The sequence below is a fragment of the Neisseria sp. HMSC065C04 genome (assembly GCF_001815375.1).
In the GTDB taxonomy this organism is placed as follows: domain Bacteria; phylum Pseudomonadota; class Gammaproteobacteria; order Burkholderiales; family Neisseriaceae; genus Neisseria; species Neisseria flavescens_D.
Genome location: NZ_KV820381.1, coordinates 70,527 through 93,339, shown reverse-complemented (window position 1 = coordinate 93,339; position 22,813 = coordinate 70,527). Strand labels below are relative to the sequence as shown.

Annotated in this window: 22 protein-coding genes and 2 tRNA genes; 18 read left to right on the top strand and 6 right to left on the bottom strand. The window is 49.4% G+C overall.

What is annotated here, in order from left to right:
* Positions 1–40 precede the first annotated feature (40 nt).
* From HMPREF3022_RS00525 to HMPREF3022_RS00510, 4 genes are all read left to right on the top strand, one after another.
* Entirely contained in the window at positions 41–3,094 is a 3,054-nt protein-coding gene (locus HMPREF3022_RS00525) for a DNA translocase FtsK (RefSeq protein WP_070764956.1), read from the top strand.
* A 338-nt stretch (positions 3,095–3,432) separates the two neighbouring features.
* Positions 3,433–4,128 (top strand): aquaporin Z, encoded by a 696-nt coding sequence (aqpZ, locus tag HMPREF3022_RS00520; protein WP_070764955.1) that lies wholly within the window; start codon positions 3,433–3,435, stop codon positions 4,126–4,128.
* A 147-nt stretch (positions 4,129–4,275) separates the two neighbouring features.
* Positions 4,276–4,608 (top strand): general secretion pathway protein GspG, encoded by a 333-nt coding sequence (locus HMPREF3022_RS00515; RefSeq protein ID WP_070765030.1) that lies wholly within the window; start codon positions 4,276–4,278, stop codon positions 4,606–4,608.
* On the top strand, positions 4,596–4,874 hold the full coding sequence (locus tag HMPREF3022_RS00510; RefSeq protein ID WP_070764954.1) for an NF038104 family lipoprotein: 279 nt from the start codon (positions 4,596–4,598) through the stop codon (positions 4,872–4,874). Before HMPREF3022_RS00515 ends, HMPREF3022_RS00510 begins: the two co-directional genes overlap by 13 nt.
* Before the next feature lie 59 nt (positions 4,875–4,933).
* Here the strand turns inward: HMPREF3022_RS00510 and radC are convergent, their stop codons facing one another.
* Complete coding sequence (radC, locus tag HMPREF3022_RS00505) at positions 4,934–5,608, bottom strand: RadC family protein (protein ID WP_070764953.1); 675 nt, start codon at positions 5,606–5,608, stop codon at positions 4,934–4,936.
* Positions 5,609–6,084: 476 nt separating this feature from the next.
* Between radC and potA the strand changes: the two genes are divergently transcribed.
* From potA to HMPREF3022_RS00475, 6 genes are all read left to right on the top strand, one after another.
* Positions 6,085–7,209: an ABC transporter ATP-binding protein gene (gene potA / locus HMPREF3022_RS00500; protein WP_049335895.1), complete on the top strand. Its 1,125-nt coding sequence runs from the start codon at positions 6,085–6,087 to the stop codon at positions 7,207–7,209.
* 15 nt (positions 7,210–7,224) lie between these two features.
* Positions 7,225–8,190 (top strand): ABC transporter permease subunit, encoded by a 966-nt coding sequence (locus tag HMPREF3022_RS00495; protein WP_049335897.1) that lies wholly within the window; start codon positions 7,225–7,227, stop codon positions 8,188–8,190.
* On the top strand, positions 8,190–9,077 hold the full coding sequence (locus HMPREF3022_RS00490) for an ABC transporter permease subunit (RefSeq protein ID WP_003679574.1): 888 nt from the start codon (positions 8,190–8,192) through the stop codon (positions 9,075–9,077). Before HMPREF3022_RS00495 ends, HMPREF3022_RS00490 begins: the two co-directional genes overlap by 1 nt.
* 148 nt (positions 9,078–9,225) lie before the next feature.
* A complete protein-coding gene (locus HMPREF3022_RS00485; RefSeq protein ID WP_070764952.1) occupies positions 9,226–10,521 on the top strand; it encodes an NAD(P)/FAD-dependent oxidoreductase in 1,296 nt (431 codons plus the stop codon).
* 108 nt (positions 10,522–10,629) lie between these two features.
* Positions 10,630–11,580 carry a thioredoxin-disulfide reductase gene (trxB, locus tag HMPREF3022_RS00480; protein ID WP_070764951.1) on the top strand — a complete coding sequence of 317 codons (951 nt, stop codon included), beginning with the start codon at positions 10,630–10,632 and terminating at the stop codon, positions 11,578–11,580.
* 169 nt (positions 11,581–11,749) lie between these two features.
* Entirely contained in the window at positions 11,750–12,235 is a 486-nt protein-coding gene (locus HMPREF3022_RS00475) for a DUF4189 domain-containing protein (RefSeq protein WP_070764950.1), read from the top strand.
* Positions 12,236–12,307: 72 nt separating this feature from the next.
* On the opposite strand, the gene HMPREF3022_RS00470 is transcribed toward HMPREF3022_RS00475, so the two are convergent.
* The 4 genes from HMPREF3022_RS00470 to HMPREF3022_RS00455 all read right to left on the bottom strand — a co-directional run bounded on the left by HMPREF3022_RS00470 (position 12,308) and on the right by HMPREF3022_RS00455 (position 13,845).
* Positions 12,308–12,748: a hypothetical protein gene (locus tag HMPREF3022_RS00470; RefSeq protein WP_049332670.1), complete on the bottom strand. Its 441-nt coding sequence runs from the start codon at positions 12,746–12,748 to the stop codon at positions 12,308–12,310.
* Between the two features lie 71 nt (positions 12,749–12,819).
* A complete protein-coding gene (smpB, locus tag HMPREF3022_RS00465) occupies positions 12,820–13,266 on the bottom strand; it encodes an SsrA-binding protein SmpB (RefSeq protein WP_003679566.1) in 447 nt (148 codons plus the stop codon).
* A gap of 84 nt (positions 13,267–13,350) precedes the next feature.
* On the bottom strand, positions 13,351–13,566 hold the full coding sequence (locus tag HMPREF3022_RS00460; RefSeq protein ID WP_003679564.1) for a hypothetical protein: 216 nt from the start codon (positions 13,564–13,566) through the stop codon (positions 13,351–13,353).
* A gap of 75 nt (positions 13,567–13,641) precedes the next feature.
* Complete coding sequence (locus tag HMPREF3022_RS00455; protein WP_003682902.1) at positions 13,642–13,845, bottom strand: cold-shock protein; 204 nt, start codon at positions 13,843–13,845, stop codon at positions 13,642–13,644.
* 257 nt (positions 13,846–14,102) lie between these two features.
* Between HMPREF3022_RS00455 and clpS the strand changes: the two genes are divergently transcribed.
* Together clpS and clpA are read left to right on the top strand one after the other, a co-directional pair.
* Positions 14,103–14,414, top strand: a complete 312-nt coding sequence (clpS, locus tag HMPREF3022_RS00450) for an ATP-dependent Clp protease adapter ClpS (RefSeq protein ID WP_004520799.1) — start codon at positions 14,103–14,105, stop codon at positions 14,412–14,414.
* 3 nt (positions 14,415–14,417) lie between these two features.
* Entirely contained in the window at positions 14,418–16,697 is a 2,280-nt protein-coding gene (gene clpA, locus HMPREF3022_RS00445) for an ATP-dependent Clp protease ATP-binding subunit ClpA (protein WP_004520800.1), read from the top strand.
* A gap of 66 nt (positions 16,698–16,763) precedes the next feature.
* Here clpA and tkt read toward each other — a convergent pair whose 3' ends face one another.
* Positions 16,764–18,743 (bottom strand): transketolase, encoded by a 1,980-nt coding sequence (gene tkt / locus HMPREF3022_RS00440; protein WP_049332017.1) that lies wholly within the window; start codon positions 18,741–18,743, stop codon positions 16,764–16,766.
* A gap of 444 nt (positions 18,744–19,187) precedes the next feature.
* Between tkt and ccoG the strand changes: the two genes are divergently transcribed.
* The 6 genes from ccoG to HMPREF3022_RS00410 all read left to right on the top strand — a co-directional run bounded on the left by ccoG (position 19,188) and on the right by HMPREF3022_RS00410 (position 22,747).
* A complete protein-coding gene (ccoG, locus tag HMPREF3022_RS00435; RefSeq protein WP_049332015.1) occupies positions 19,188–20,672 on the top strand; it encodes a cytochrome c oxidase accessory protein CcoG in 1,485 nt (494 codons plus the stop codon).
* Between the two features lie 3 nt (positions 20,673–20,675).
* A complete protein-coding gene (locus HMPREF3022_RS00430) occupies positions 20,676–21,242 on the top strand; it encodes a FixH family protein (RefSeq protein ID WP_053091033.1) in 567 nt (188 codons plus the stop codon).
* Positions 21,243–21,359: 117 nt separating this feature from the next.
* The gene (locus HMPREF3022_RS00425) at positions 21,360–21,860 is read left to right on the top strand and encodes a type IV secretion protein Rhs (protein ID WP_239669545.1); all 501 of its coding nucleotides are present in this window, start codon (positions 21,360–21,362) and stop codon (positions 21,858–21,860) included.
* A gap of 57 nt (positions 21,861–21,917) precedes the next feature.
* Positions 21,918–22,478, top strand: a complete 561-nt coding sequence (gene pgsA / locus HMPREF3022_RS00420; RefSeq protein ID WP_003679552.1) for a CDP-diacylglycerol--glycerol-3-phosphate 3-phosphatidyltransferase — start codon at positions 21,918–21,920, stop codon at positions 22,476–22,478.
* A gap of 93 nt (positions 22,479–22,571) precedes the next feature.
* Positions 22,572–22,647, top strand: a tRNA-Gly gene (locus HMPREF3022_RS00415).
* Positions 22,648–22,671: 24 nt separating this feature from the next.
* Positions 22,672–22,747, top strand: a tRNA-Gly gene (locus HMPREF3022_RS00410).
* Positions 22,748–22,813: the final 66 nt, after the last annotated feature.

Genomic DNA, 22,813 nt, shown 5'->3' with positions numbered 1-22,813 from the left:
AGAATAACGGACTTTGCCGTTTAATTAAGGGGATGGACGCATGCTTTGGACAATATTGGCTTTAATTCTGCTGGCTGTCATAGCCGGCTTGTTCTGGTGGCGCCAGAAACAAGAGCAAAAGTGGCGCCAAGAATTGGCCCGACTCAGTGGCGACGAACAAGAATTAAACGAAGAAGACAGCCCGGTCGGTTTTTCCGACCAACTGGAGAGCCTGAAACGTTTGTTCAGCATGAACAAGCGCACTGCCGACAACCATAAAATCGCCCGCATCCGCCTGCTTTCCGCACTCGAACACAATAAAATGCAACGTGCCGAAACAGACGAAGAGCACGCAGCAGAGCCGTTTGCCGAAGAGCCGAAACACATCGCAGCTACCGAAGAAGAAATCAAAATTGCGCCTAAAACCCGCAAATCTGCCAAACCGGAACGTATTCCTAAAATCACGCCGTTTGCACAAATGGAAACGCCCGAATACAGCCCGTCTTTGGTGCAAAACAGCAATTTTGAAGAAATCACATTAGAAGAAGCCACCCGTTCCCTGCATGAAGCTGCGGTTGAAGAATGGAACGAGCATTTGGCCGAGAAAAATGCGCCGATTTACAAAGACGAAGTCGAAACCCCATTGCTGCGCGCTTCATCCCTGCCGATGACCGGCATGGAAATCATCGACTATAACGACCCTATCTTGCGCCGCACACGCGAGCGTGCCTTGGCGCGTGCCAACAATGTCCGTGTGGCAGAAGCCAATGCGCCGCATATCGAAACCGTTCAGACGGCCTTAAGAACTGCCGAAAAAGAAGCCATCCTCCCCTATACTTCCATGCAGGCATTCCCTTCTGAAATCCAAGCGGAAGATATTCACAACAACCTTGCCCGCCGTACCGCCGCCCGCCACAAACTGGCTGCGGCCGTCGCCCCATTGCGCGACTACTCTCCGCGCACCATCGAAAATGACGAAATTCTGGCCAACTTAGGACAAATCAGCCGTCCTGCCAGCTTGCGCCGTCAAGTTCGCCATACCGAAGCGGCCGCCGAAAGATGGGCGCGTAAACAAGCTGCCACGGAGGCTGTTGCACCACAACCTGCCGCACCGGCAACGCCGTCCCGTCCGAAACCGGCTGCGCCTGTTAAAAAATCCCCTTATATATCCCGACCTGCCGCGCCAAACGCAACCGTAGCCGAGCCGCCTGCCGTACCGGTTGTCCCTATGGCTAAAACCGATATTCCCGAGCCGCCTGTTTTCCAAACCTCGATTGCGCCGATTGATATTCCCGAACCGCCTGCTTTTGAACATAAAATCCAAGTGCCGATTTTTGATGCACAAGTCAATGCGCATGTCAGCAATCAGCCTGAACGCAGTATCCGCGATTATTTAATCAGCGAATCTGCCGTCGAAGAGACAGAATTCGATGCTGAGCCGGAAGCGCCTGTACAAGCGGAAGCAGAAGCTATTCAAGCGGTTGAAACCATTGAGCCCGTTGAATCTGTTGAAACAATCGCAAGGCCGTCTGAATATACACAGACAGTCGTTGAAACACCTGTTCAAAGCGTAGAACCAAACGTTCAAGAGAGTACGCCAAACATAGCTATTCCAACTTCGGCAACACTGACCGATGCGCTTCTACCGACCACTGCCCTGCTCCTGCCGCCGCAGTTTGACCCAAGCGCCTCGCAAACTGAAGAACAGTTGCTGGAAAACAGCATTACCATCGAAGAAAAACTGGCCGAGTTCAAAGTTAAAGTCAAAGTGATGGACTCCTATTCCGGCCCGGTCATTACGCGCTACGAAATCGAGCCTGATGTCGGCGTACGCGGCAGTGCCGTTTTGAACCTTGAAAAAGACTTGGCGCGCTCGCTTGGCGTGGCTTCCATCCGCGTGGTGGAAACCATCCCCGGCAAAACCTGCATGGGCTTGGAATTGCCTAATCCGAAACGCCAAATGATCCGCCTGAGCGAAATCTTCAATTCGCCTGCGTTTACCGAATCCAAATCCAAACTGACCCTCGCGCTCGGCCAAGACATCACCGGCCAGCCTGTCGTCACCGACTTGGCCAAAGCGCCGCATCTGCTGGTTGCCGGTACGACCGGTTCGGGTAAATCCGTGGGTGTGAATGCCATGATTCTGTCCATGCTCTTCAAAGCAACGCCTGAAGACGTGCGCATGATTATGATTGACCCGAAAATGCTGGAATTAAGCATTTACGAAGGCATTCCTCACCTGCTCGCCCCTGTCGTAACCGATATGAAGCTGGCCGCAAACGCACTGAACTGGTGCGTCAACGAAATGGAAAAACGCTACCGCCTGATGAGCCTTATGGGCGTGCGCAACCTTGCCGGCTTCAACCAAAAAATTGCCGAAGCCGCCGCTCGTGGCGAAAAAATCGGCAGCCCGTTCAGCCTCACGCCTGAAGACCCTGAGCCATTGGAAAAACTGCCGTTTATCGTAGTCATCGTAGATGAATTTGCCGACCTGATGATGACCGCCGGTAAGAAAATTGAAGAACTGATTGCCCGCCTCGCCCAAAAAGCACGCGCAGCCGGCATCCATTTGATTCTTGCCACCCAACGCCCAAGCGTGGATGTCATTACCGGCCTGATTAAAGCTAATATTCCGACACGCATTGCCTTCCAAGTGTCCAGCAAAATCGACAGCCGCACGATTCTTGACCAAATGGGCGCGGAAAACCTGCTCGGCCAAGGCGATATGCTGTTCCAGCTACCCGGTACCAACTATCCGCAACGTGTACACGGCGCATTCGCCTCCGACAATGAAGTTCACCGCGTAGTGGAATACCTGAAACAATTTGGCGCACCCGACTATATCGACGATATTTTGAGCAACGGTTCCACCGAAGACTTTACCGGCACCAGCCGCAGCAACGACAGCGACCTCGACCCCATGTATGACGAAGCCGTTTCCGTTGTCTTGAAATCGCGTAAGGCCAGCATTTCCAATATCCAACGCCAACTGCGCATCGGCTACAACCGCGCCGCCCGCCTGATTGAACAAATGGAAGCCGATGGTATTGTTTCCCCGGCGGAAAACAACGGCAACCGCACCATCTTGGCGCAAAGCAGCGAGCATTTAGATTAACTTATCTCCATCAATAAAAGGCCGCCTGAAAACTTTTCAGACGGCCTTTTTAAATCAGATAATGGGTTCAGAGATTCCAATTAAATAAATAATCTGTAAATAATATTATCTACAAAACCAAAGGCTTTTCCATTAACGGCATTTGCCTCGCTATTAAATAAACCCAGCCTCAATAAACAAAACTCGACCTGCCAGATATATCCCTATTCATTTGTCGCCATTTTCAGACGGCCTTTTGTCAAGACCGGAAAAAACAGGTAAATCCGTTTTTCGATTAGAAGCAATCTTATTATGATTCATGCCTTCGGCAACACCCCACCCTTTACGAGGAAAAACAAATGAAAAAATATTTTGCAGAATTTTTCGGCACTTTCTGGCTGGTATTCGGTGGCTGCGGCAGCGCAGTTTTGGCAGCAGCCTACCCAGAACTTGGCATTGGCTTTGCCGGTGTCGCTTTAGCATTCGGTTTGACCGTACTGACCATGGCTTACGCTGTCGGCCACATTTCCGGCGGCCACTTCAACCCTGCCGTTTCCGTCGGCCTTTTCATCGGCGGCCGTTTCAACGGTAAAGACCTGTTACCTTACATTGTATCCCAAGTTATCGGTGCGATTGCCGCTGCTGGCATTCTGTATCTGATTGCTTCCGGTAAAACCGGTTTTGATGCTGTTACCTCCGGCTTTGCCAGCAACGGTTTCGGCGAGCACTCTCCTAACGGTTACGACATGATGGCTGCTTTGCTGATCGAATTCGTCCTGACCGCATTCTTCCTGATCATCATCATGGGTTCTACCGACAAACTGGCTCCAGCCGGCTTTGCTCCTATCGCCATCGGCCTGGGTCTGACCCTGATTCACTTGATCAGCATCCCTGTAACCAATACTTCCGTCAACCCTGCACGTTCTACCGGTGTTGCCTTGTTCCAAGGCGGCTGGGCTGTTGAACAACTGTGGTTGTTCTGGTTGGCTCCTATTGCCGGCGCAGCAGTTGGCGCGGCTATTTACCGCTTCGTTTTGGCTAACGACGACAAATAATCTTGACGGAATGACATTCCCGGTGTGGCTGATACTCTAAACCGACCGCACCCAAGTTGCCGAGATACAAACGCACCGCCTGACTTAGACGGTGCGTTTGTTTTTGCCATGTTACAATACTTTCTTTACTCACATTCTCAAACCATCATGCAAACCTTACCTTTTCAAACCGATATCGCCGCCAGAATGCTGGTCAATACCGAAAACGAAACCATCCATCCCGATGCCGTATTCGTACAAACGCAAAACGGCTACTGGATTGCTTGGCACGACCAACAGGCCGCACTGCTTGCCCCCGGCACGCCGCCCGATATTCCCTGCTTTTGGGTAGAAGGCGCAGAAAGCTTGGAAGAGCTAGTCAGCATGGTAGAAAACGGCGAATTTGACGAAGTTGAAGAATTTGACGGCGATGATGATGCTTGGCAAGAAGCACTCGGATGCGGCCATCATCACGAAGGACACTGCGGATGCAGTCATTGAGATGCACAAAACGCCTGCTTCCGGCACTTGCCCTTTGTCTGACGCTTAACGGCTGCATTGTAGGCGCGGCTGTTGATTTGGCTGCTACAACCGTCCTGACTGCCGGAAAATTAGTTGTCAAAGGAACGGGGGCAGTGATTAATGCCGCCATTCCCGACGGTAAAAAAGACAAGGATAAAGAAAAAGAGAAGGAAAAGAGCAAAGAAAAGCCAAAATCGGAAGAAATCGTCAACAAGGAAGAGTCCTCCGACGAAGTAGCGCAATAATCCTTCAGACGGCCTCATTAAGGTAACCAATCTTACTGAGGCCGTCTGAACATTCATCCTTACATATAGCCCTGTTCGCGCAAAGAGCAGGTTTCTTTTGCCGTTACAATAAAATGGTCCAATAGCGTAATATCGACCAAACTTAAAGCCTGTTTCAAACGCTCTGTAAACTGCACATCAGATTCAGACGGCCTTGCCGAACCGCCCGGATGATTGTGTGCCAAAATCAAACTGTCGGCGTATTCATCCAATACCAATTTGACGATTTCACGGATATAAACCGTGTTTTCCGCCACCGTACCGCGCGACAATTCCCGTACCGCAATCAATTGATTTTGACGATTGAGCAGCAACGCGACGCTGACCTCGATTTTTTCATGCCCAAGATGCAGGCGTAGATAATCCGCAACCGATTTCGGGTTTGACAAAACCATCTGCTCCTGCAAATCCTCACCCAAAATCCGCCGTCCGATTTCTTTGACCACGGCAAACTGAGTATAGCTCGCCAAGCCCATACCCTTATAAGCAGGAAGTGTTTTGGCATCCGCACTCATCAGCTTCCCCAAGCTGCCAAACTCACTCAACAAATAACGCGCTAAATCAACCGCGCTCATGCCGCGTGTTCCGACACGCAACAAAATCGCCAGCAACTCCGCATCACTCAACGCCGCCGCACCGTGCGCCAAGAGCTTCTCGCGCGGCCGTTCCCCTTCAGGCCATTCTTTGATACTCATGTTTTCCCTTTTTATTCATATAGCGGATTTAGTTTTTATTTAGAACAAAACCATCTTGCCCACATAAAACGCAATCCGCACGATTTTATTAAAATTAATGCAATTTGCGTATTTTATTCTATCTTGAATTATTTTTTAAGACATTTAAATATAAATTAAACCCTTTTGTGTAGAAAAACAACGTTACCCATTTTTGCTATCGTGTTTCCCTGTCTGCCTTTCCTTTCCTATTTGCTTAAAATCAGCCGCTACAAGCATTTTCATATTGCCCCTATGAGGCTTAGGCTAATATAATATTGAGTTTGCCGAGAGCAAAAGCTTAGGCTTAAACTGCTTTCTATCCACGCTGCCCGTGCGCTTTACAAGAGTTTCAGACGGCTTCCGTCCGACTCCCGCCAGCAATCAAACAGCTTTTTATCACCCATTCGAAAATCCGTTTTGCCGGTACTCGTCTTTCTTTTTGGAGTATTGCCATTATGACCGCAACCACTGCGTCTTCAGCCAAACCTTATCTGCAAATCCAAGGCTTGGTGAAAAAGTTTGGTGACAATTACGCTGTCGATAACATCGACTTGGACATTTACCAACATGAAATCTTTGCCCTTTTGGGCAGCTCAGGCAGTGGCAAATCTACGCTGCTGCGCATGTTGGCAGGCATGGAAAGCCCAAATCAGGGCAAAATCATTCTCGACGGCCAAGACATTACCAAGCTTGCTCCGTACGAGCGCCCAATCAACATGATGTTCCAAAGCTATGCCCTGTTCCCGCACATGAGCGTTGAGCAAAATATCGCTTTCGGTCTGAAACAAGACAAAATGCCTAAAGGCGAAATCGATGCCCGCGTGGAAGAAATGCTGCGCCTGGTGCAAATGACCAAATACGCCAAACGCAAGCCGCACCAACTTTCCGGCGGCCAACAACAACGTATCGCTTTGGCACGCAGCCTGGCGAAACGTCCTAAAATCCTGCTGCTTGACGAACCTTTGGGCGCACTCGATAAAAAACTGCGCCAACAAACCCAACTGGAATTGGTCAACACGCTGGAACAAGTCGGCGTAACCTGTATCATGGTTACCCACGACCAAGAAGAAGCGATGACGATGGCTACCCGTATCGCCATTATGTCCGACGGCCAACTGCGCCAAGTCGGTACGCCTAGCGACGTGTACGATTACCCTAACAGTCGCTTTACCGCTGAATTTATCGGCGAAACCAATATTTTTGACGGCGTCGTTATTGACGACCGCGCCGATTTCTCTATCGTCAAATGTGACGGCTTGGAAAACCACGTCCGCATCGACCACGGTCTGGGCGTTCCGAACGAGCATGAAATCTGGATCAGCATCCGCCCTGAAGACATTGATTTGCATAAAGAAAAACCGGAACACTTGGGCGCGCACAACTGGGCCCAAGGTACGGTTAAAGAAATTGCCTACTTGGGCAGCTTCGCAATTTACCACATCAAACTCGCCAACGGCCGTGTCGTCAAAAGCCAAGTTCCCGCACCTTATTGGTATGTGCGCAACATTACGCCGCCGACTTGGGACGAGACCGTCTATATCAGCTGGCCTGAAAACCAACCGACACCTCTGTACAGTTAATTTGAGGGAAATGCAATGGACCTTAAAAAACTGAAAAAGAAACTGTTTCGCCGCCCCGGCCAGCGTGCAGTTATTGCCGTACCGTATATTTGGCTCTTGGTGCTGTTTCTGATTCCGTTCGCCATCGTCTTGAAAATCAGCTTTGCCGAACAAGAAATCGCCATTCCGCCATTTACGCCTTTGACGACGATTGATGAAGACTTAGGCCGTCTGAACATTGCCATCAGCTATCAGAACTACGCCGACATCTTCCAAAACTTTTGGAATACGCTCAATCCGTTTGGCGACAGTGAAAACAGCAATATCTATCTGATGACCTACTGGTCTTCGATTAAGACCGCGCTGACGACGACCATCATCTGCCTGTTGATTGGTTATCCGACCGCTTATGCCATTTCACGCGCCAATCCGGCTGCGCGCAACGGCCTGCTGTTGGCAATCATGCTACCTTTCTGGACCTCTTTCCTGTTGCGTGTTTACGCATGGATGGGCTTATTGGGTCACAACGGCATCATCAATAATTTCTTAATCAAATATGGAATCATCAGCGAGCCTTTAGACTTGTTCTACAATGCGTTCTCGCTGAATTTGGTGATGGTTTACGCCTATCTGCCGTTTATGATTTTGCCGCTGTACACACAATTGGTAAAACTGGACAACCGCCTGCTCGAAGCCGCTTCCGACTTGGGCGCAGGTCCGATCAAATCGTTCTTTACCATTACCCTGCCTTTATCCAAAACAGGCATCATCGCAGGCTCTATGCTGGTCTTCGTTCCGGCCGTCGGTGAATTTGTGATTCCTGAATTGGTGGGCGGTTCTGAAAACCTGATGATTGGTAAAGTATTGTGGCAGGCATTCTTCGACCAAAACAACTGGCCGCTGGCTTCTGCTGTCGCCGTCGTCATGGTTGCCCTGCTGGTTGTACCGATTGCCCTGTTCCAGCACTATGAAAACCGCGAATTGGAAGAAGGAGGCAAATAATGCAGAAAACCAAATTATCCTGGTTCTTGAAACTGATGCTCCTGCTCTCGCTGGCATTCCTCTATATTCCGCTGGTAGTTTTAGTCATCTATTCTTTCAATGAATCCAAACTGGTTACCGTTTGGGGCGGTTTCTCAACCAAATGGTACGGCGCATTGATGGAAAACGACACCATCTTGGAAGCAGCTTGGCTGTCATTGCGTATCGCCATTGTTTCCTCACTTGCCGCCGTAGCACTCGGCACATTAGCTGGTTACGCTATGGCGCGTATCAAGCGCTTCCGCGGCAGCACCCTGTTTGCCGGTATGATTTCCGCGCCTATGGTGATGCCTGATGTGATTACCGGTTTGTCCATGCTGCTGTTGATTATTCAGGTGCAAATGTTCCTGCAAGGCAGCGAATTGCTGCAATCGCTATACTTCGATCGCGGTTTCTTCACCATCTTCCTCGGTCACACCACACTTTGCATGGCGTACATTACCGTCGTTATCCGCTCGCGCCTGGTGGAATTGGATCAATCCTTGGAAGAGGCTGCAATGGACTTGGGTGCCCGTCCGCTGAAGATTTTCTTCGTGATTACCCTGCCGCTGATTGCCCCTGCGATTGCTTCAGGCTTCCTCTTGGGCATTACCCTGTCTTTGGACGACTTGGTGATTACCTCCTTCCTATCAGGCCCGGGTTCATCGACATTGCCGCAAGTGATTTTCTCCAAAATCAAACTCGGCCTTGACCCTCAGATGAACGTTTTGGCAACCATCCTGATCGGTATCATCGGTACGCTGGTTATTGTTGTTAACTACTGGATGATGCGTCAGGCAACCAAACGGGAACGCGAGGCTGCCGAAGCCTACCGCCAAGAAAAATTGGCAGCCGAGAAAGCCGCCTAATATGCAGACAGGCTGTCCGATAAAGTGTCGGAACAGCCTGTTTTATTAACTGCATCTTATCCTTTCAGACGGCCTGAACCTAAACCCACATTTAAGGCCGTCTGAAAACCAATTTCAATGAAGTGAAAACCAACCTAAAGCTCAAATCATGATCAATCCCAGCTTCAAAGAATACCTTCCTTCCTACTATGTCAGCACGGCCAATCCCCATCCGTCTTATCCGATGCTTAAAGGCCGTCTGAAAACTGAAACCTGCGTTATCGGCGGCGGCCTGTCCGGTTTATGCACCGCCCTGCCGCTTGCCGAAAACGGCCATGACGTCATAGTGCTCGAAGCCGCTCGTATCGGTTTCGGCGCATCAGGTCGCAGCGGCGGACAAGTCATCAGTGACTTTGCCTGCGGCATGGAAGAAATCGAAAAACAAGTCGGCTTGGAACAGGCACAATGGTTCTGGCAGCAATCCCTGCAAGCCGTCGAACTGGTTGACTCGCGCATTCAAAAACACAATATCCAATGCGATTGGCAACGCGGCTACGCTACCGTCGCCGTCCGTCCTCAGCATTGGGAAGAATTGCAGCAATGGCACGAACACGCTCAAAAACATTATGGTGCAAGCCATTACCAGCTTTGGGATAAAGCCACGCTGAAGCAACAACTTGCCAGCGATATGTATCAAGGCGCGCAATTTGATCCTTTATCCGGTCACTTGCACCCGCTTAATTACACCCTAGGCATTGCCAAAGCGGCAGCCGATGCAGGCGCACAACTTTTTGAGCAATCCCCGATGACGCGTATCGAGCCATGCAATAACGGCTGGCTGGTTCATACACCTAATGGCAGCGTCGAGTGCAAAAACCTCGTTTATGCCGTCAATACTTATGCCGGTTTACACCCGAAATTCAAAGTATTGGAACAAAAAGCCATTGCAGTCAGCACCTTTATCATTGCCACCGAGCCTCTGGGTGAGCGTGCCAAAGACCTGATCCGTAACAATATGGCCATCTGCGACAACCGCCACGTCCTCGATTACTACCGCCTCAGCGCCGACGGCCGCCTGCTCTTCGGCGGCAAAGACAACGAGTTTATCGACGATCCAGACCGCATGACCGAACTCGTCCGCCAAGACATGTTGAAAGTTTTCCCGCAACTTGCCGATGTCAGAATCGAGCATTCTTGGGGAGGCGAATGCGACATTACGCGCAACCTCGTCCCACATTTCGGCCGCCTCGCCCCTACCGTTTTCTACGCCCAAGGCTATTCCGGACACGGCATGGCGATTACCGGCATTGCCGGCTTGGCAATTGCCGAGGCCATCATGGGAGATGAGGGCCGTCTGAAACCTTTTGAGCAACTGCGCCACAGCAACATCATTACCCAGCCTTTCCTGCGCAAACTCGGCTCTTTCCTCGGCTCAAAATACTATCAATGGAAAGACAGCCACTAAATCCAAGCAACAAACATATTTCAGACGGCGGCAGATTCAAGTAAAATTCAGGCCATCTGAAAGCTTAGATACGACAAAATTCAATCATTTATCAGCAAGGAAACCATCATGAGCAACCATCATAAACTCATCATCCTCGGCTCCGGCCCTGCCGGCTATACTGCCGCCGTGTATGCTGCCCGTGCCAACCTCAACCCTGTAATCATTACCGGCGTTGAGCAAGGCGGACAACTGATGACCACCACCGAAGTGGACAACTGGCCTGCCGACGCAGAAGGCGTACAAGGTCCGGAACTGATGGCCCGTTTCCAAGCTCATGCCGAACGCTTCGGCACTGAAATGATTTTTGACCAAATCCACACCGTTGATTTGCAAAACCGTCCGTTTACCCTCAAAGGCGATATGGGCGAATACACCTGCGATGCGCTCATCGTTGCCACCGGCGCATCCGCCAAATATTTAGGCTTGCCAAGCGAAGAAGCTTTTGCCGGCAAAGGCGTTTCCGCCTGCGCAACTTGCGATGGTTTCTTCTACAAAAAACAAGATGTTGCCGTAGTCGGCGGTGGCAATACCGCTGTAGAAGAAGCCCTCTACCTTGCCAATATCGCCAACACCGTTACCCTGATTCACCGCCGCGACAGCTTCCGCGCCGAAAAAATCATGGTGGACAAACTGATGCAACGGGTTGAGGAAGGTAAAATCATCCTCAAGCTCAACAGCTCGGTCGATGAAATCTTGGGCGATGAAAGCGGCGTTACCGGTGCACGCCTGAAACACAATGACGGCGGCACTGAAGAAATCGCTGTAAAAGGCGTCTTCATCGCCATTGGCCACAAACCCAACACCGACATCTTCAAAGGCCAACTTGATATGGACGAAACCGGCTATTTGAAAACCAAAGGCGGTACCGGCGACAATGTCGGCGCCACCAATATCGAAGGCGTATGGGCAGCAGGCGACGTCAAAGACCACACCTACCGTCAAGCCATCACCAGCGCGGCTTCAGGCTGTCAGGCCGCACTTGATGCCGAACGTTGGCTCGACCGCCACAGCGTATAAGCCTCTAAGCCACATTCTATTCTTTGAAACATCATCAACAGGCCGTCTGAAATTTCAGACGGCCTATTATCTGTTTGCCACACTGAATTTCATTTTAATGGCAAATTTATATCAAATAAGTACTTTTGCTTTATAATGACAACAAATACCCAACAAACAGGGAACAAACATGAAAAAAACACTAACGACACTTATCCTTTGCGCACTGGCTCCTGCCGCCCTGGCTGCCGACACTTACGGCTACTTGGCTATGTGGCAAAACCCAGCTGACAGCAATGAAGCGCTGCAAATCAAAACCACCAAAGAAAATGCCACCCAACTGGATGCGACGGCAGAACTCGAAACATTCTGTAAAGGCCAAGATGCCTTAGCCGGTATCGGCGCAGGCCAAGCAACAGGCTGCAAAACGGTTGTCCCACTGCACAACACTTGTATCGCTGTTGCCTATCCTAAAGCCATGGGCAAATTGACTGCTCAAAACGTAGTGGCTATTACCTCCCCACGTTTCAAAACCGTGCATCAAATTGCCTTGAACCAATGCATCAAAAAATACGGCTCTCAAGGACAATGTGCTTTAGAAACAGTCTATTGCACTTCCGATACTTACTATCAAGGTACGGTCAAAACCCTTTGGGAAAAAATCAAATCCATTTAAGGCCGTCTGAAAATAAAACCGGCTTGCCCGATATTCTCCATATCACGGCAAGCCGGTTTTTTATTCTGGCTTTTATTTGCTGTTTTTTTCCAACAATTTTGCCACAACGCCTTCGGCCTGTTTCACCAAATCAGGATTGGTTCGGAAGTGGTTTTCATCGTTCAAAGAGTAGCTGACCGTAGAAACCGCGTACTTGGTGCTTCGCAACACAAATACGCCTTTACGCAAGATTTCGTTATTGCCTTTGGTTTTGTAACGCAGATTATACGGGCAAGAAGAATCATACAGTTTGCCGCGGTTGTCTGCGGTTACAATCGTGCTGCCAATGCCGCGTTTTGCCAAAGCTTTGGACAAAGCCTTGTCCAAATCATGCGGACGCACTTTTGCATTCTGAATGATGCAGACATGTTTGATGCTGGTCAGCTCTTCAGGTTTCAATACTCTTTGTTCCGTAGTAGAACACGCGCCCAGCAACAATACGGCTGAAGCCGCTGCTAAAATCATGGTTTTCATCTGTTTTCCTTTTTAAAATTTTCAAACAATAAATATTCAGACGGCCTTTACAAAAAGGCCGTCTGAAAAAATCAACGTACGTTTTTCATCAAACGTTGTTTCTCACGCTTCCAATCCGCTTCTTTCAGGCTTTGGCGTTTGTCATGCTGTTTCTTACCCTTGGCCAAACCGATTTCCACTTTGATTCTACCACGTGTGTAATGCAGGTTTAAGGGCACAATCGTATAACCGGCACGTTCGGTTTTACCGATTAACTTGTTGATTTCCGATTGTTTCAACAACAACTTACGCGGACGGACAGGGTCGGGTTTGACGTGTGTCGAGGCAGTGGGCAATGCGGTAATGTGGCAGCCCACCAAATAGAATGCGTCTTTTTTCCAGTAGATATAGCTTTCTTTTAATTGCACGCGTGCAGCGCGGATGGCTTTGACTTCCCATCCCTCCAATACTATACCGGCTTCGATTTGGTCTTCGATAAAGAAATCGTGAAAGGCTTTTTTATTATTGGCAATACTCATTGTGCTGATTCTTTACAAACTTTTCAGACGGCCTATTTTATCAGGCATGCTTAAAAAATAAAACGGCAAACGGTTTTGAAACGTTTATTCGCTTAAAACATGGCGGCGGTAAAAACGGTCGATATCAGCAATCGCTTTTTCATCTTCAGGGCGCAAATCCAGTTTCAAATCGGCAAGGCGGATTAAGATTTGGTCTTCACGCTCGGCAACGGCGCAGCTGACCTCGCCTTCGCTACGAAAATGACGGATAAGCTCGTCTAACTGGTTTAAAGCATTTTGATAAGATGAATTTTGATTCATAATTTTTAACTCGAACGCCCATAAAAAATGGCGGGAAACCCCGCCATGATTTTACGGCTTACGCCGCGCATTTGATTAAGCAGCTTGAATGTTAGCAGCTTGTTTGCCTTTAGGGCCGGTGGTTACGTCGAAAGATACGCGTTGACCTTCTTTCAGGGTTTTGAAACCATCCATGTTGATCGCTGAGAAGTGAGCGAACAAATCTTCGCCACCTTCATCAGGAGTGATGAAACCAAAACCTTTAGCGTCGTTAAACCATTTTACGATACCGGTTGCCATTAGAAACTTCCTATACTTAAAAATTAACAAAATCAGCAAAACAAGGCATACAGCAAACTAAAACGTTCAGCGTTTCTCCCACGTATCACATACGCGGTCGAGTGCCAACTTCTGCTTAACCGTCTTTTTACATTTGTTAAGACAAAACGTCAAGCTATGTTTTCAAAAAAGTGGGAAAATAGAAAAAAATTGCCGAAATACAACAGAAAACTGTTTACACTCTAAAACAGGCCGTCTGAAAACTGAAACCTAAGCTTATGAACCATCCGAATACCGACCACCAATCCGATACCCTGCTCAGCGATATCAACACACAGCCGCCGAAACGTTACGGCGTATTTTTATTGAACGACGATTACACCACCATGGAATTTGTCGTCGAAATCCTGACCGAAGTCTTTATGCTTACACAGGAACAGGCAGTGGCCGTCATGTTGCTGGTGCACCACGAAGGCAAAGGCCTGTGCGGCACCTACACGCGCGATATTGCGCAGACCAAGCAACATCAGGTCATGGAACGTGCCAAAGCTGAAGGGCATCCGCTCAAATGTATAGTCGAAGAGGTTTAAATCATGCTTTCACCCGAATTGGAACACATCCTGCAACTGCTCTACCGTGAAGCACGCAACGCCCGTTATGAGTTTATCAGCTTGGAACACCTGCTTTTGGTGTTGATAGAAGAAGATGCGGCTGTGCCGAACGTCTTGAAACTGTGTGGTGCGGATTTGAAAGTCCTGTCCGAGCAGCTTGCGGCCAGCGTTGCAGAAAATACACCGCAAATTCCCGATCATCTTCTGGATACGGTCGAAACCCAGCCGACATTGGGCTTCCAACGCGTCATCCAACGGGCAATGGTGCATACCCAGTCTGCCGGCAAAGCCGCAGTAGAGCCTTTGGATATTTTGGTTGCCATGATGAGCGAATCTGAAAGCCATGCCGTTTATTTCCTCAAATTGCAATCCATTACACGCTTTGAAGTCTTGCGTTGCATTGCCCATGGCTCGCCTGATGACGAAGACTGCAATGATTCAGACGGCCTGGGACGCGAGGGCGAAGAAGCGGAACAGAAAACCGGCTCTCTTTCCGACTACACCGTCAACCTCAACGCCGAAGTCAAAGCCGGCCGTATCGACCCTTTGATTGGTCGCAAACACGAAATGGAAAGGCTGGTACAAATCCTGTGCCGCCGCCGCAAAAACAATCCGCTTTTGGTCGGCGAGGCTGGTGTGGGCAAAACCGCGCTGGCGGAAGGCTTAGCACACCAAATCGTCAACGGCGATATTCCCGACGTGCTGAAAGAAGCCGAAGTATACGCACTGGATATGGGTTCGCTTTTGGCGGGCACGAAATACCGCGGCGACTTTGAAGCACGGGTCAAATCCGTCTTGAAACAGCTCGAAAAAATCCCGCACGCCATTTTATTCATCGACGAAATCCACACCATCATCGGCGCGGGCAGCACCAGCGGTGGCACAATGGATGCGTCTAACCTGCTCAAACCTGCGCTGGCAAAAGGCTCGCTGCGCTGCATCGGTGCGACCACTTATGACGAATACCGTACCATTTTCGACAAAGACCACGCCTTAAGCCGCCGTTTCCAAAAAATTGACGTGGTCGAGCCTACCATTTCCGAAACCGTACAAATCCTGCGCGGCTTGAAACCGATGTTTGAAGATTTCCACCAAGTCCGCTATACGCAAGGCGCACTTGAAGCCGCAGCCGAACTTTCCGCCCGCTACATCAACGAACGTTTCCTGCCCGACAAAGCCATCGACGTAATGGATGAAGCAGGCGCGGCGCAACGGATTTTGCCCAAATCCAAACAGAAAAAAGTCATCGGCAAAGCGCAAATCGAAACCGTCATCGCCAAAGTTGCGCGGATTCCCGAAAAAACCGTGTCGCACGACGACAAACAAGTGTTGCAATTCCTCGGCCGTGATTTGAAAAACATGGTTTACGGTCAGGAAAACGCCATTGACGCGCTGGTTGCCGCCGTCAAAATGTCGCGCTCCGGCCTCGCCCTGCCCGACAAACCGATAGGCAGTTTCCTCTTCTCCGGCCCAACCGGCGTCGGCAAAACCGAAGTCGCCAAACAGCTTGCCTACTCGATGGGCGTACCGCTGCAACGCTTTGATATGTCCGAATACATGGAACGCCACGCCGTATCGCGCCTCATCGGCGCACCACCAGGCTACGTCGGCTTTGAACAAGGCGGCCTTTTGACCGAAGCCGTCAACAAGCAGCCGCATTGCGTGTTGCTCTTGGACGAAATCGAAAAAGCCCACCCCGACATTTTCAACGTCCTCCTGCAAGTCATGGACGCAGGCAAACTGACCGACAACAACGGCAAGAGTGCCGACTTCCGCAACGTCATCCTGATTATGACCACCAACGCAGGCGCGGAAAGCCTCAGCCGACCCAACCTCGGCTTTACCGCCAAACGCGAGCGCGGCGACGAAATGCAGGCAATCAACAAACTCTTCACGCCCGAGTTCCGCAACCGCTTGGACGCGATTATCCCATTTGCGCCCTTGTCCGAACCCATTATCGTCAAAGTCGTGGACAAATTCCTGCTCCAGCTCGAACACCAGCTCCTCGACAAAAAAGTCGAAGCCGAATTCACACCGGCATTGCGCAAATATCTGGCGGAAAAAGGTTTCGACCCGCAAATGGGCGCACGCCCGATGAACCGCCTGATCCAGGAAAAAATCCGCAAACCGCTCGCCGACGAACTTCTGTTCGGCAAACTCACCGAAGGTGGCTTTGTGCTGATAGACTGGGATGCAGCAAAAGAAAAAGCCGTGTTGAAGTTTAAGAAAAGCAAGGTCAAACCTGAAACAGAAACTGTTTAACCGACTGAAAAATAAAAGGCCGTCTGAAATTTCAGACGGCCTTTTTATCCCAATCAAAAATCTGATTTACAAAACAGATTTAACAGTGGCAACCACATTGTCTACGGTAAAGCCGAATTCTTTGAACAGCAAATCAGCAGGTGCAGACTCGCCGAAGCGGTTGATACCGACCACGGCGCCGTTCAAACCGACGTATTTATACCAACCGTCGGCATGTCCGGCTTCTATGGCTACGCGTGGCAAACCTTCCGGCAGAACAGCGGCTTTATAGGCGGCATCTTGACGGTCGAATACATTGGTAGAAGGCATGGAAACAACGCGTACGGCAATACCTTGTTCTGCCAATACTTTTTGCGCTTCCAGAGCCAATTCAACTTCAGAACCGGTAGCAATTACAACAGCTTGTGCATTGCCTTGAGCTTCACTGATGACGTAGCCACCGCGTTTGATGTCGTTCAGCTGTTGTTCATCACGCGCTTGGAATTTCAGGTTTTGACGGCTGAAAATCAAGCTGGACGGATGATCGGCAGCTTTAACGGCTTCAGCCCACGCCACCAAAGATTCAACGGTATCGCATGGACGCCATACATCCATATTTGGAATTAGGCGCAGAGTGGCAGTTTGCTCGATAGGTTGGTGGGTAGGACCATCTTCGCCCAAACCAATGGAATCGTGAGTGAACACAAATACAGGGTTGATTTTCATCAGCGACGCCATACGCAAAGCATTACGCTCGTATTCGCTGAACATCAGGAAAGTCGCGCCGAATGGTTTAACACCGCCATGCAGGGTAAGGCCGTTCATGATTGCGCCCATGCCGAACTCGCGAACGCCGTAGTGAATATAGTTGCCGCCGTGTTCGCGGGTAACGGAAACGCTGTTTGACCAGTCAGTCAGGTTGGACGGGGTCAAGTCTGCAGAACCGCCCACCAATTCAGGCAGCTCTTTTGCCAAGATTTCGATGCTGTTTTGGCTGGCTTTACGGGTGGCGATGGTTTCTGCTTTGGCGCACACTTCTTTCAATGCGGCTTGAACGTAAGCATCGAAGTTTTCAGGCAGTTTTTTATCCATGCGGCGCACAAATTCTGCGGCTTCGGTAGGATATTTGGCTTGATATTGAGCGAAGAGTTCGTTCCATTCGGCCTCAAGTTTCGCGCCTTTTTCTTTTGCATCCCATGCAGCATAGATCTCTTGAGGGATTTCAAACGCAGGATAAGCCCAACCCAAATGTTTGCGCGTGGCTTCGATCTCGTCCGCACCCAAAGGCGCACCGTGGGTTTTGTGGCTGCCTTCTTTGTTAGCACTGCCTTTACCGATTAAGGTTTTGCAGCAAATCAGGGAAGGTTTGCCGGTTTCGGCGCGGGCGGCTTCAATGGCCGTCTGAATGGCATCGGTATCATGACCGTTTACATTTGGAATCACCTGCCAGCCGTAGCTTTCAAAACGTTGCGGGATGTTTTCGGTAAACCAACCGTCCACTTTACCGTCAATGGAAATATTGTTGTCATCATATAAAACAATCAGTTTGCCCAAACCTAAAGTGCCGGCAAGCGAGCAGGCTTCGTGCGATACGCCTTCCATCATACAACCGTCGCCCATGAAGACGTAGGTGTGGTGGTCAACGATGTTCAAACCGTCTTTATTAAATTCGGCAGCCAAGATTTTTTCGGCTAAAGCCATGCCCACTGCGTTGGCAATACCTTGTCCCAATGGACCGGTCGTGGTTTCCACGCCGTCGGTGTAGCCATATTCAGGATGGCCGGGGGTTTTGCTGTGCAGTTGGCGGAAGTTTTTCAGATCATCAATGGAAACGTTGTAGCCGGTCAGGTGCAACAGGCTGTAAAGAATCATAGAAGCATGACCATTGGAGAGGACAAAACGGTCGCGGTTGTAGAATTTTGGGTTGGCCGGATTATGATTGAGGAACTTCGTCCACAATACTTCCGCCATTTCCGCCATACCCATAGGCGCACCCGGGTGGCCGGAGTTGGCTTTTTGTACGGCATCGACTGAGAGGAAACGGATTGCGTTTGCCAGTTGAGACATGGTTTGACCTTCCTTGGACAAGATTGGAAATATGAAAAAAGGTGTGCCGATTATCGCCTGAATCAGCCGTGCTTTCAAGGATAGCTTTTGATATTCGCTTTGTCAGACGGCCTGTTTCCACTCGGTTGCCCGAAACGGACAGGATAGATGATATTAACTGTTATTTCGTTTTGAAACAGTGCTTTATATATTTTTATCGTGTAAATAGCAAATCACTATAAGTTTGCATACAGGCTGATTCGTAAACCTTTGAATACTGCCCTTTTCAGACGGCCCTACATCAAACGGCCACAAGGAATCCATCGTTAAGACGAAGTCCCTCTTTTGCTTTGAATAGAGTCAAATGTTATGATTTGTATGCACGCGAAAGGCCGTCTGAAAATATTCACATCAAATTACTACCATGACAACAGGCTTGTGTGCACTTCATCAAGGAACACTGAAATGTCACCAGAAAACCAAGCTGAAAATACCACACCCTCAACAGAAAAAACAGCAAAAGCCACTCCACCCAAACCTTCCAAACCCAAATCCAGCGTGATTCAAATCCATCCTGAAGGCGAACGCATCCATCCCAAAAAGGCGGAAGGACGCTTTGCCAAACTGCGTATCGCCGCCGTATTGGCGACCCAGTTTGTATTTTACGTTATTCCATGGTTCAACTGGAGCGGCCGTCAGGCGGTTTTATTCAATATCCCTGACCGTCATTTCTTCATTTTCGGACTGTCGCTGGGTATGGGCGATTTGATTTACCTTGCCTTGCTGCTGATGATTTGCGCATTCGGATTGTTTTGGTGGACAACCATTGCCGGTCGTTTGTGGTGCGGCTATTCATGCCCGCAAACGGTTTACACTGAAATTATGCTGTGGATCGACAACTTGGTCGAAGGCGACCGCAACAAACGCCTGAAGCTGGAAAAATCGCCGTGGAATTTCACTAAAATCCGCATTAAAGCAACTAAAGCCCTGCTGATTTTCCTTGTCTGCGCATGGACAGGTATCACTTTTGCAGGCTGGTTTGTCCCGATCCGCCAATTTGTTCCCGATTTATTCACCGGAGTAGCAGGCGGCGGCGCAATGTTTGCCGCAGCATTTTACGGATTCATGACTTTCTTCTTCGCCCACATCATGCGCGAAAAAGTGTGTCTGCATATGTGTCCGTATGCACGTTTCCAAAGTGCAATGTTTGACAAAGACACGCTGATTATTTCTTACGATACCGAACGCGGCGAACCGCGCGGCGCACGCAAGAAAACCGCCAACAAAGAAGACAGCGGCTTGGGCGACTGCATCAACTGCACCATGTGCGTGCAAGTCTGCCCCGTCGGTATCGACATCCGAGACGGTTTGCAATACCAATGTATCGGCTGCGCGGCGTGTATCGATGCCTGCGATGAAATCATGGACAAAATGGGCTACGAGCGCGGCTTGATCCGTTATACAACCGAAGGCGCGTTGGAACACGAATACCCTGAAAGCGACATCAAAAAACGCTTGAAACGTCCGCGCGTAGCTGGTTATGGCGCAGTACTCCTGGTGGTCATCATCGCCTTCCTGGTCGGCATTTCCACCCGAAAAATGGTCGAAGTCGATATCCTTAAAGACCGTGGCGTCATGGTTCGCGAAAACAGCCAAGGCTGGTTGGAAAATGCCTATAACCTGCGCATTATCAACAATAGTGAAAACGAACAACTGATGACTGCAACCGTCAAAGGCTTTGACGAAATCGCACTGACCGGTCTGCCTGAAAACGGTATTAAAATTGCGCCGCGGGAAACCGTTACCATCCCGGTACAGGTATCTACCATTCCCGAATACGCCGACAAAGGCAGCCATCCGATTGAATTTACCTTTATCTATCACGAGACCGGCTCTGCCGACTCCAAACCGACTACTTTAGAAGAAAAAGCAACCTTTATCGGAGAATAAACGGTGTCCCCACAACCCAAAATCAAACCTTGGTACAAACATATTTGGCCCTGGGTGCTGATGGCCGGCCCCATCTTCGTCGTTATCGCCAGCGTTTCCATGTTCTTCGTCGCAAAAGAACATACGACAGACTTGGTGTCTGACGATTACTACAAAGACGGCAAACACATCGAAATCCAACTTCACCGCGATGAAGAAGCCGTTAAACGGCAAATTCAGGTGCAGGTCTTAATCAGTCCGGATATGAACGCCGCCAAAGTATTCGTCAGCGGACAATTCGATACCAAACAGCCATTAAACCTATTGTTGATGCACCCAACGCGCAAAGCCGATGACCAAACCGTCAAGCTGCGCGCCGTAACAGCCGAACCACAAAACGGCCGCATGGAATACGAAGCCGTCTTTAAACCTTTACGCCCAACCAATCATTGGTACCTGCGCGTTGAAGATGCCTCAGGCGTATGGCGTGTTGAAAACAAATGGATAGTCAGCCAAGGCAATGCAGTCAATCTGACGCCTATGGACAAATTGTTCGACAACGGCAAACAAGCCGCTTCAGAAGAACAATAAATCCCATATTCAGGCCGTCTGAAAGTTTCAGACGGCCTGAAAATCTTTTTACCCTCTATCATTCTTTAAAATATGATTTTTTCCGATTGGCGCAGACTGACCGAAAACGAAGTCCGTATGGCAAAACAGGTTTTTGCCGACAGCATAGACTTCAACCGCATTAAAATATATCGTGGCATTCCACTTATACCCAACGCCAATACCGCCATTGCGCCCAATGGAAACATATACTTTCCGCGTAAACACTGCCCCGAAGATTTCACTCAAGCCGGCATAGCCTACAAAATTTGGCTGATTCATGAGCTGACACATGTCTGGCAACACCAGCGCGGTCACAAAGTTTGGCTTTCCGGCCTATTCATCATGCTCAAAGGCGGATACAGAAAACGCAAAGCTTACGCCTACCCCATCCCCTTACCCCACATCAACCAATTAAATATCGAACAGCAGGCAGACCTTATTGCCCACTATTTCGCAGCTACTTTTCTACCCAAAAACATTTACACCCCGCAACAGCCTATTTTTCAGACGGCCTTAGCAGATTTTCTTCACAACCCACACGACAAAAATCTATGCCCGAAATACTTATCGGCAAAAAAACAACACTTCAAAAAGTAGAGTGAACAAATAAGCTATAATGGACAATCCGACACATCGTCCAAAAGGTCCCCAACCATGCCTTGGAACATACCTATTTTACTTACCTGGATGCGCGTCCTATTAATCCCCGTGTTCACCATCCTATTCTATTTACCGAACACATGGATTCAACCACAAACCGTCAACTGGACAGCCGCTATCATCTTCGCACTTGCCGCTATTACAGACTGGTTCGACGGCTTTTTGGCACGCCGCTGGAAACAAACTTCCGACTTTGGCGCATTCCTCGACCCCGTTGCCGACAAACTCATGGTCGCAGTTGCCCTGCTCCTGCTCGTCAGCCTTGGCAGAACATACGCCATCTTCGCCATGATTATTATCGGCCGGGAAATTACCATTTCCGCCTTGCGCGAATGGATGGCACAAATGGGCAAACGCGGCAGCGTTGCCGTGGCAACCATCGGTAAATTCAAAACCACTGCCCAAATGATCGCCATCTTCCTTTTGCTTATCGGTACGGACAAATATAATGACCCTTTCTATCTCATTGGTAACATATTGATGTTTATAGCATCTGTATTGACCATCTGGTCAATGTGCTACTACCTGAAAATGGCATGGAAAGAATTCAAATAAATTTTTTAAAAAATAAAAACAAAACACTTGACGCACGCGATTAAATCCATAATAATTGCGTCTTCTTCGATATACGAAGCAACAAATATCAGAGCGGGAATAGCTCAGTTGGTAGAGCGCAACCTTGCCAAGGTTGAGGTCGCGAGTTCGAGACTCGTTTCCCGCTCCAGTTTAATTTCAGATGCATTCAAATGCGGGAATAGCTCAGTTGGTAGAGCGCAACCTTGCCAAGGTTGAGGTCGCGAGTTCGAGACTCGTTTCCCGCTCCATACTGATTACTTGTTGATTGTTCTTTTTCAATATGCGGGAATAGCTCAGTTGGTAGAGCGCAACCT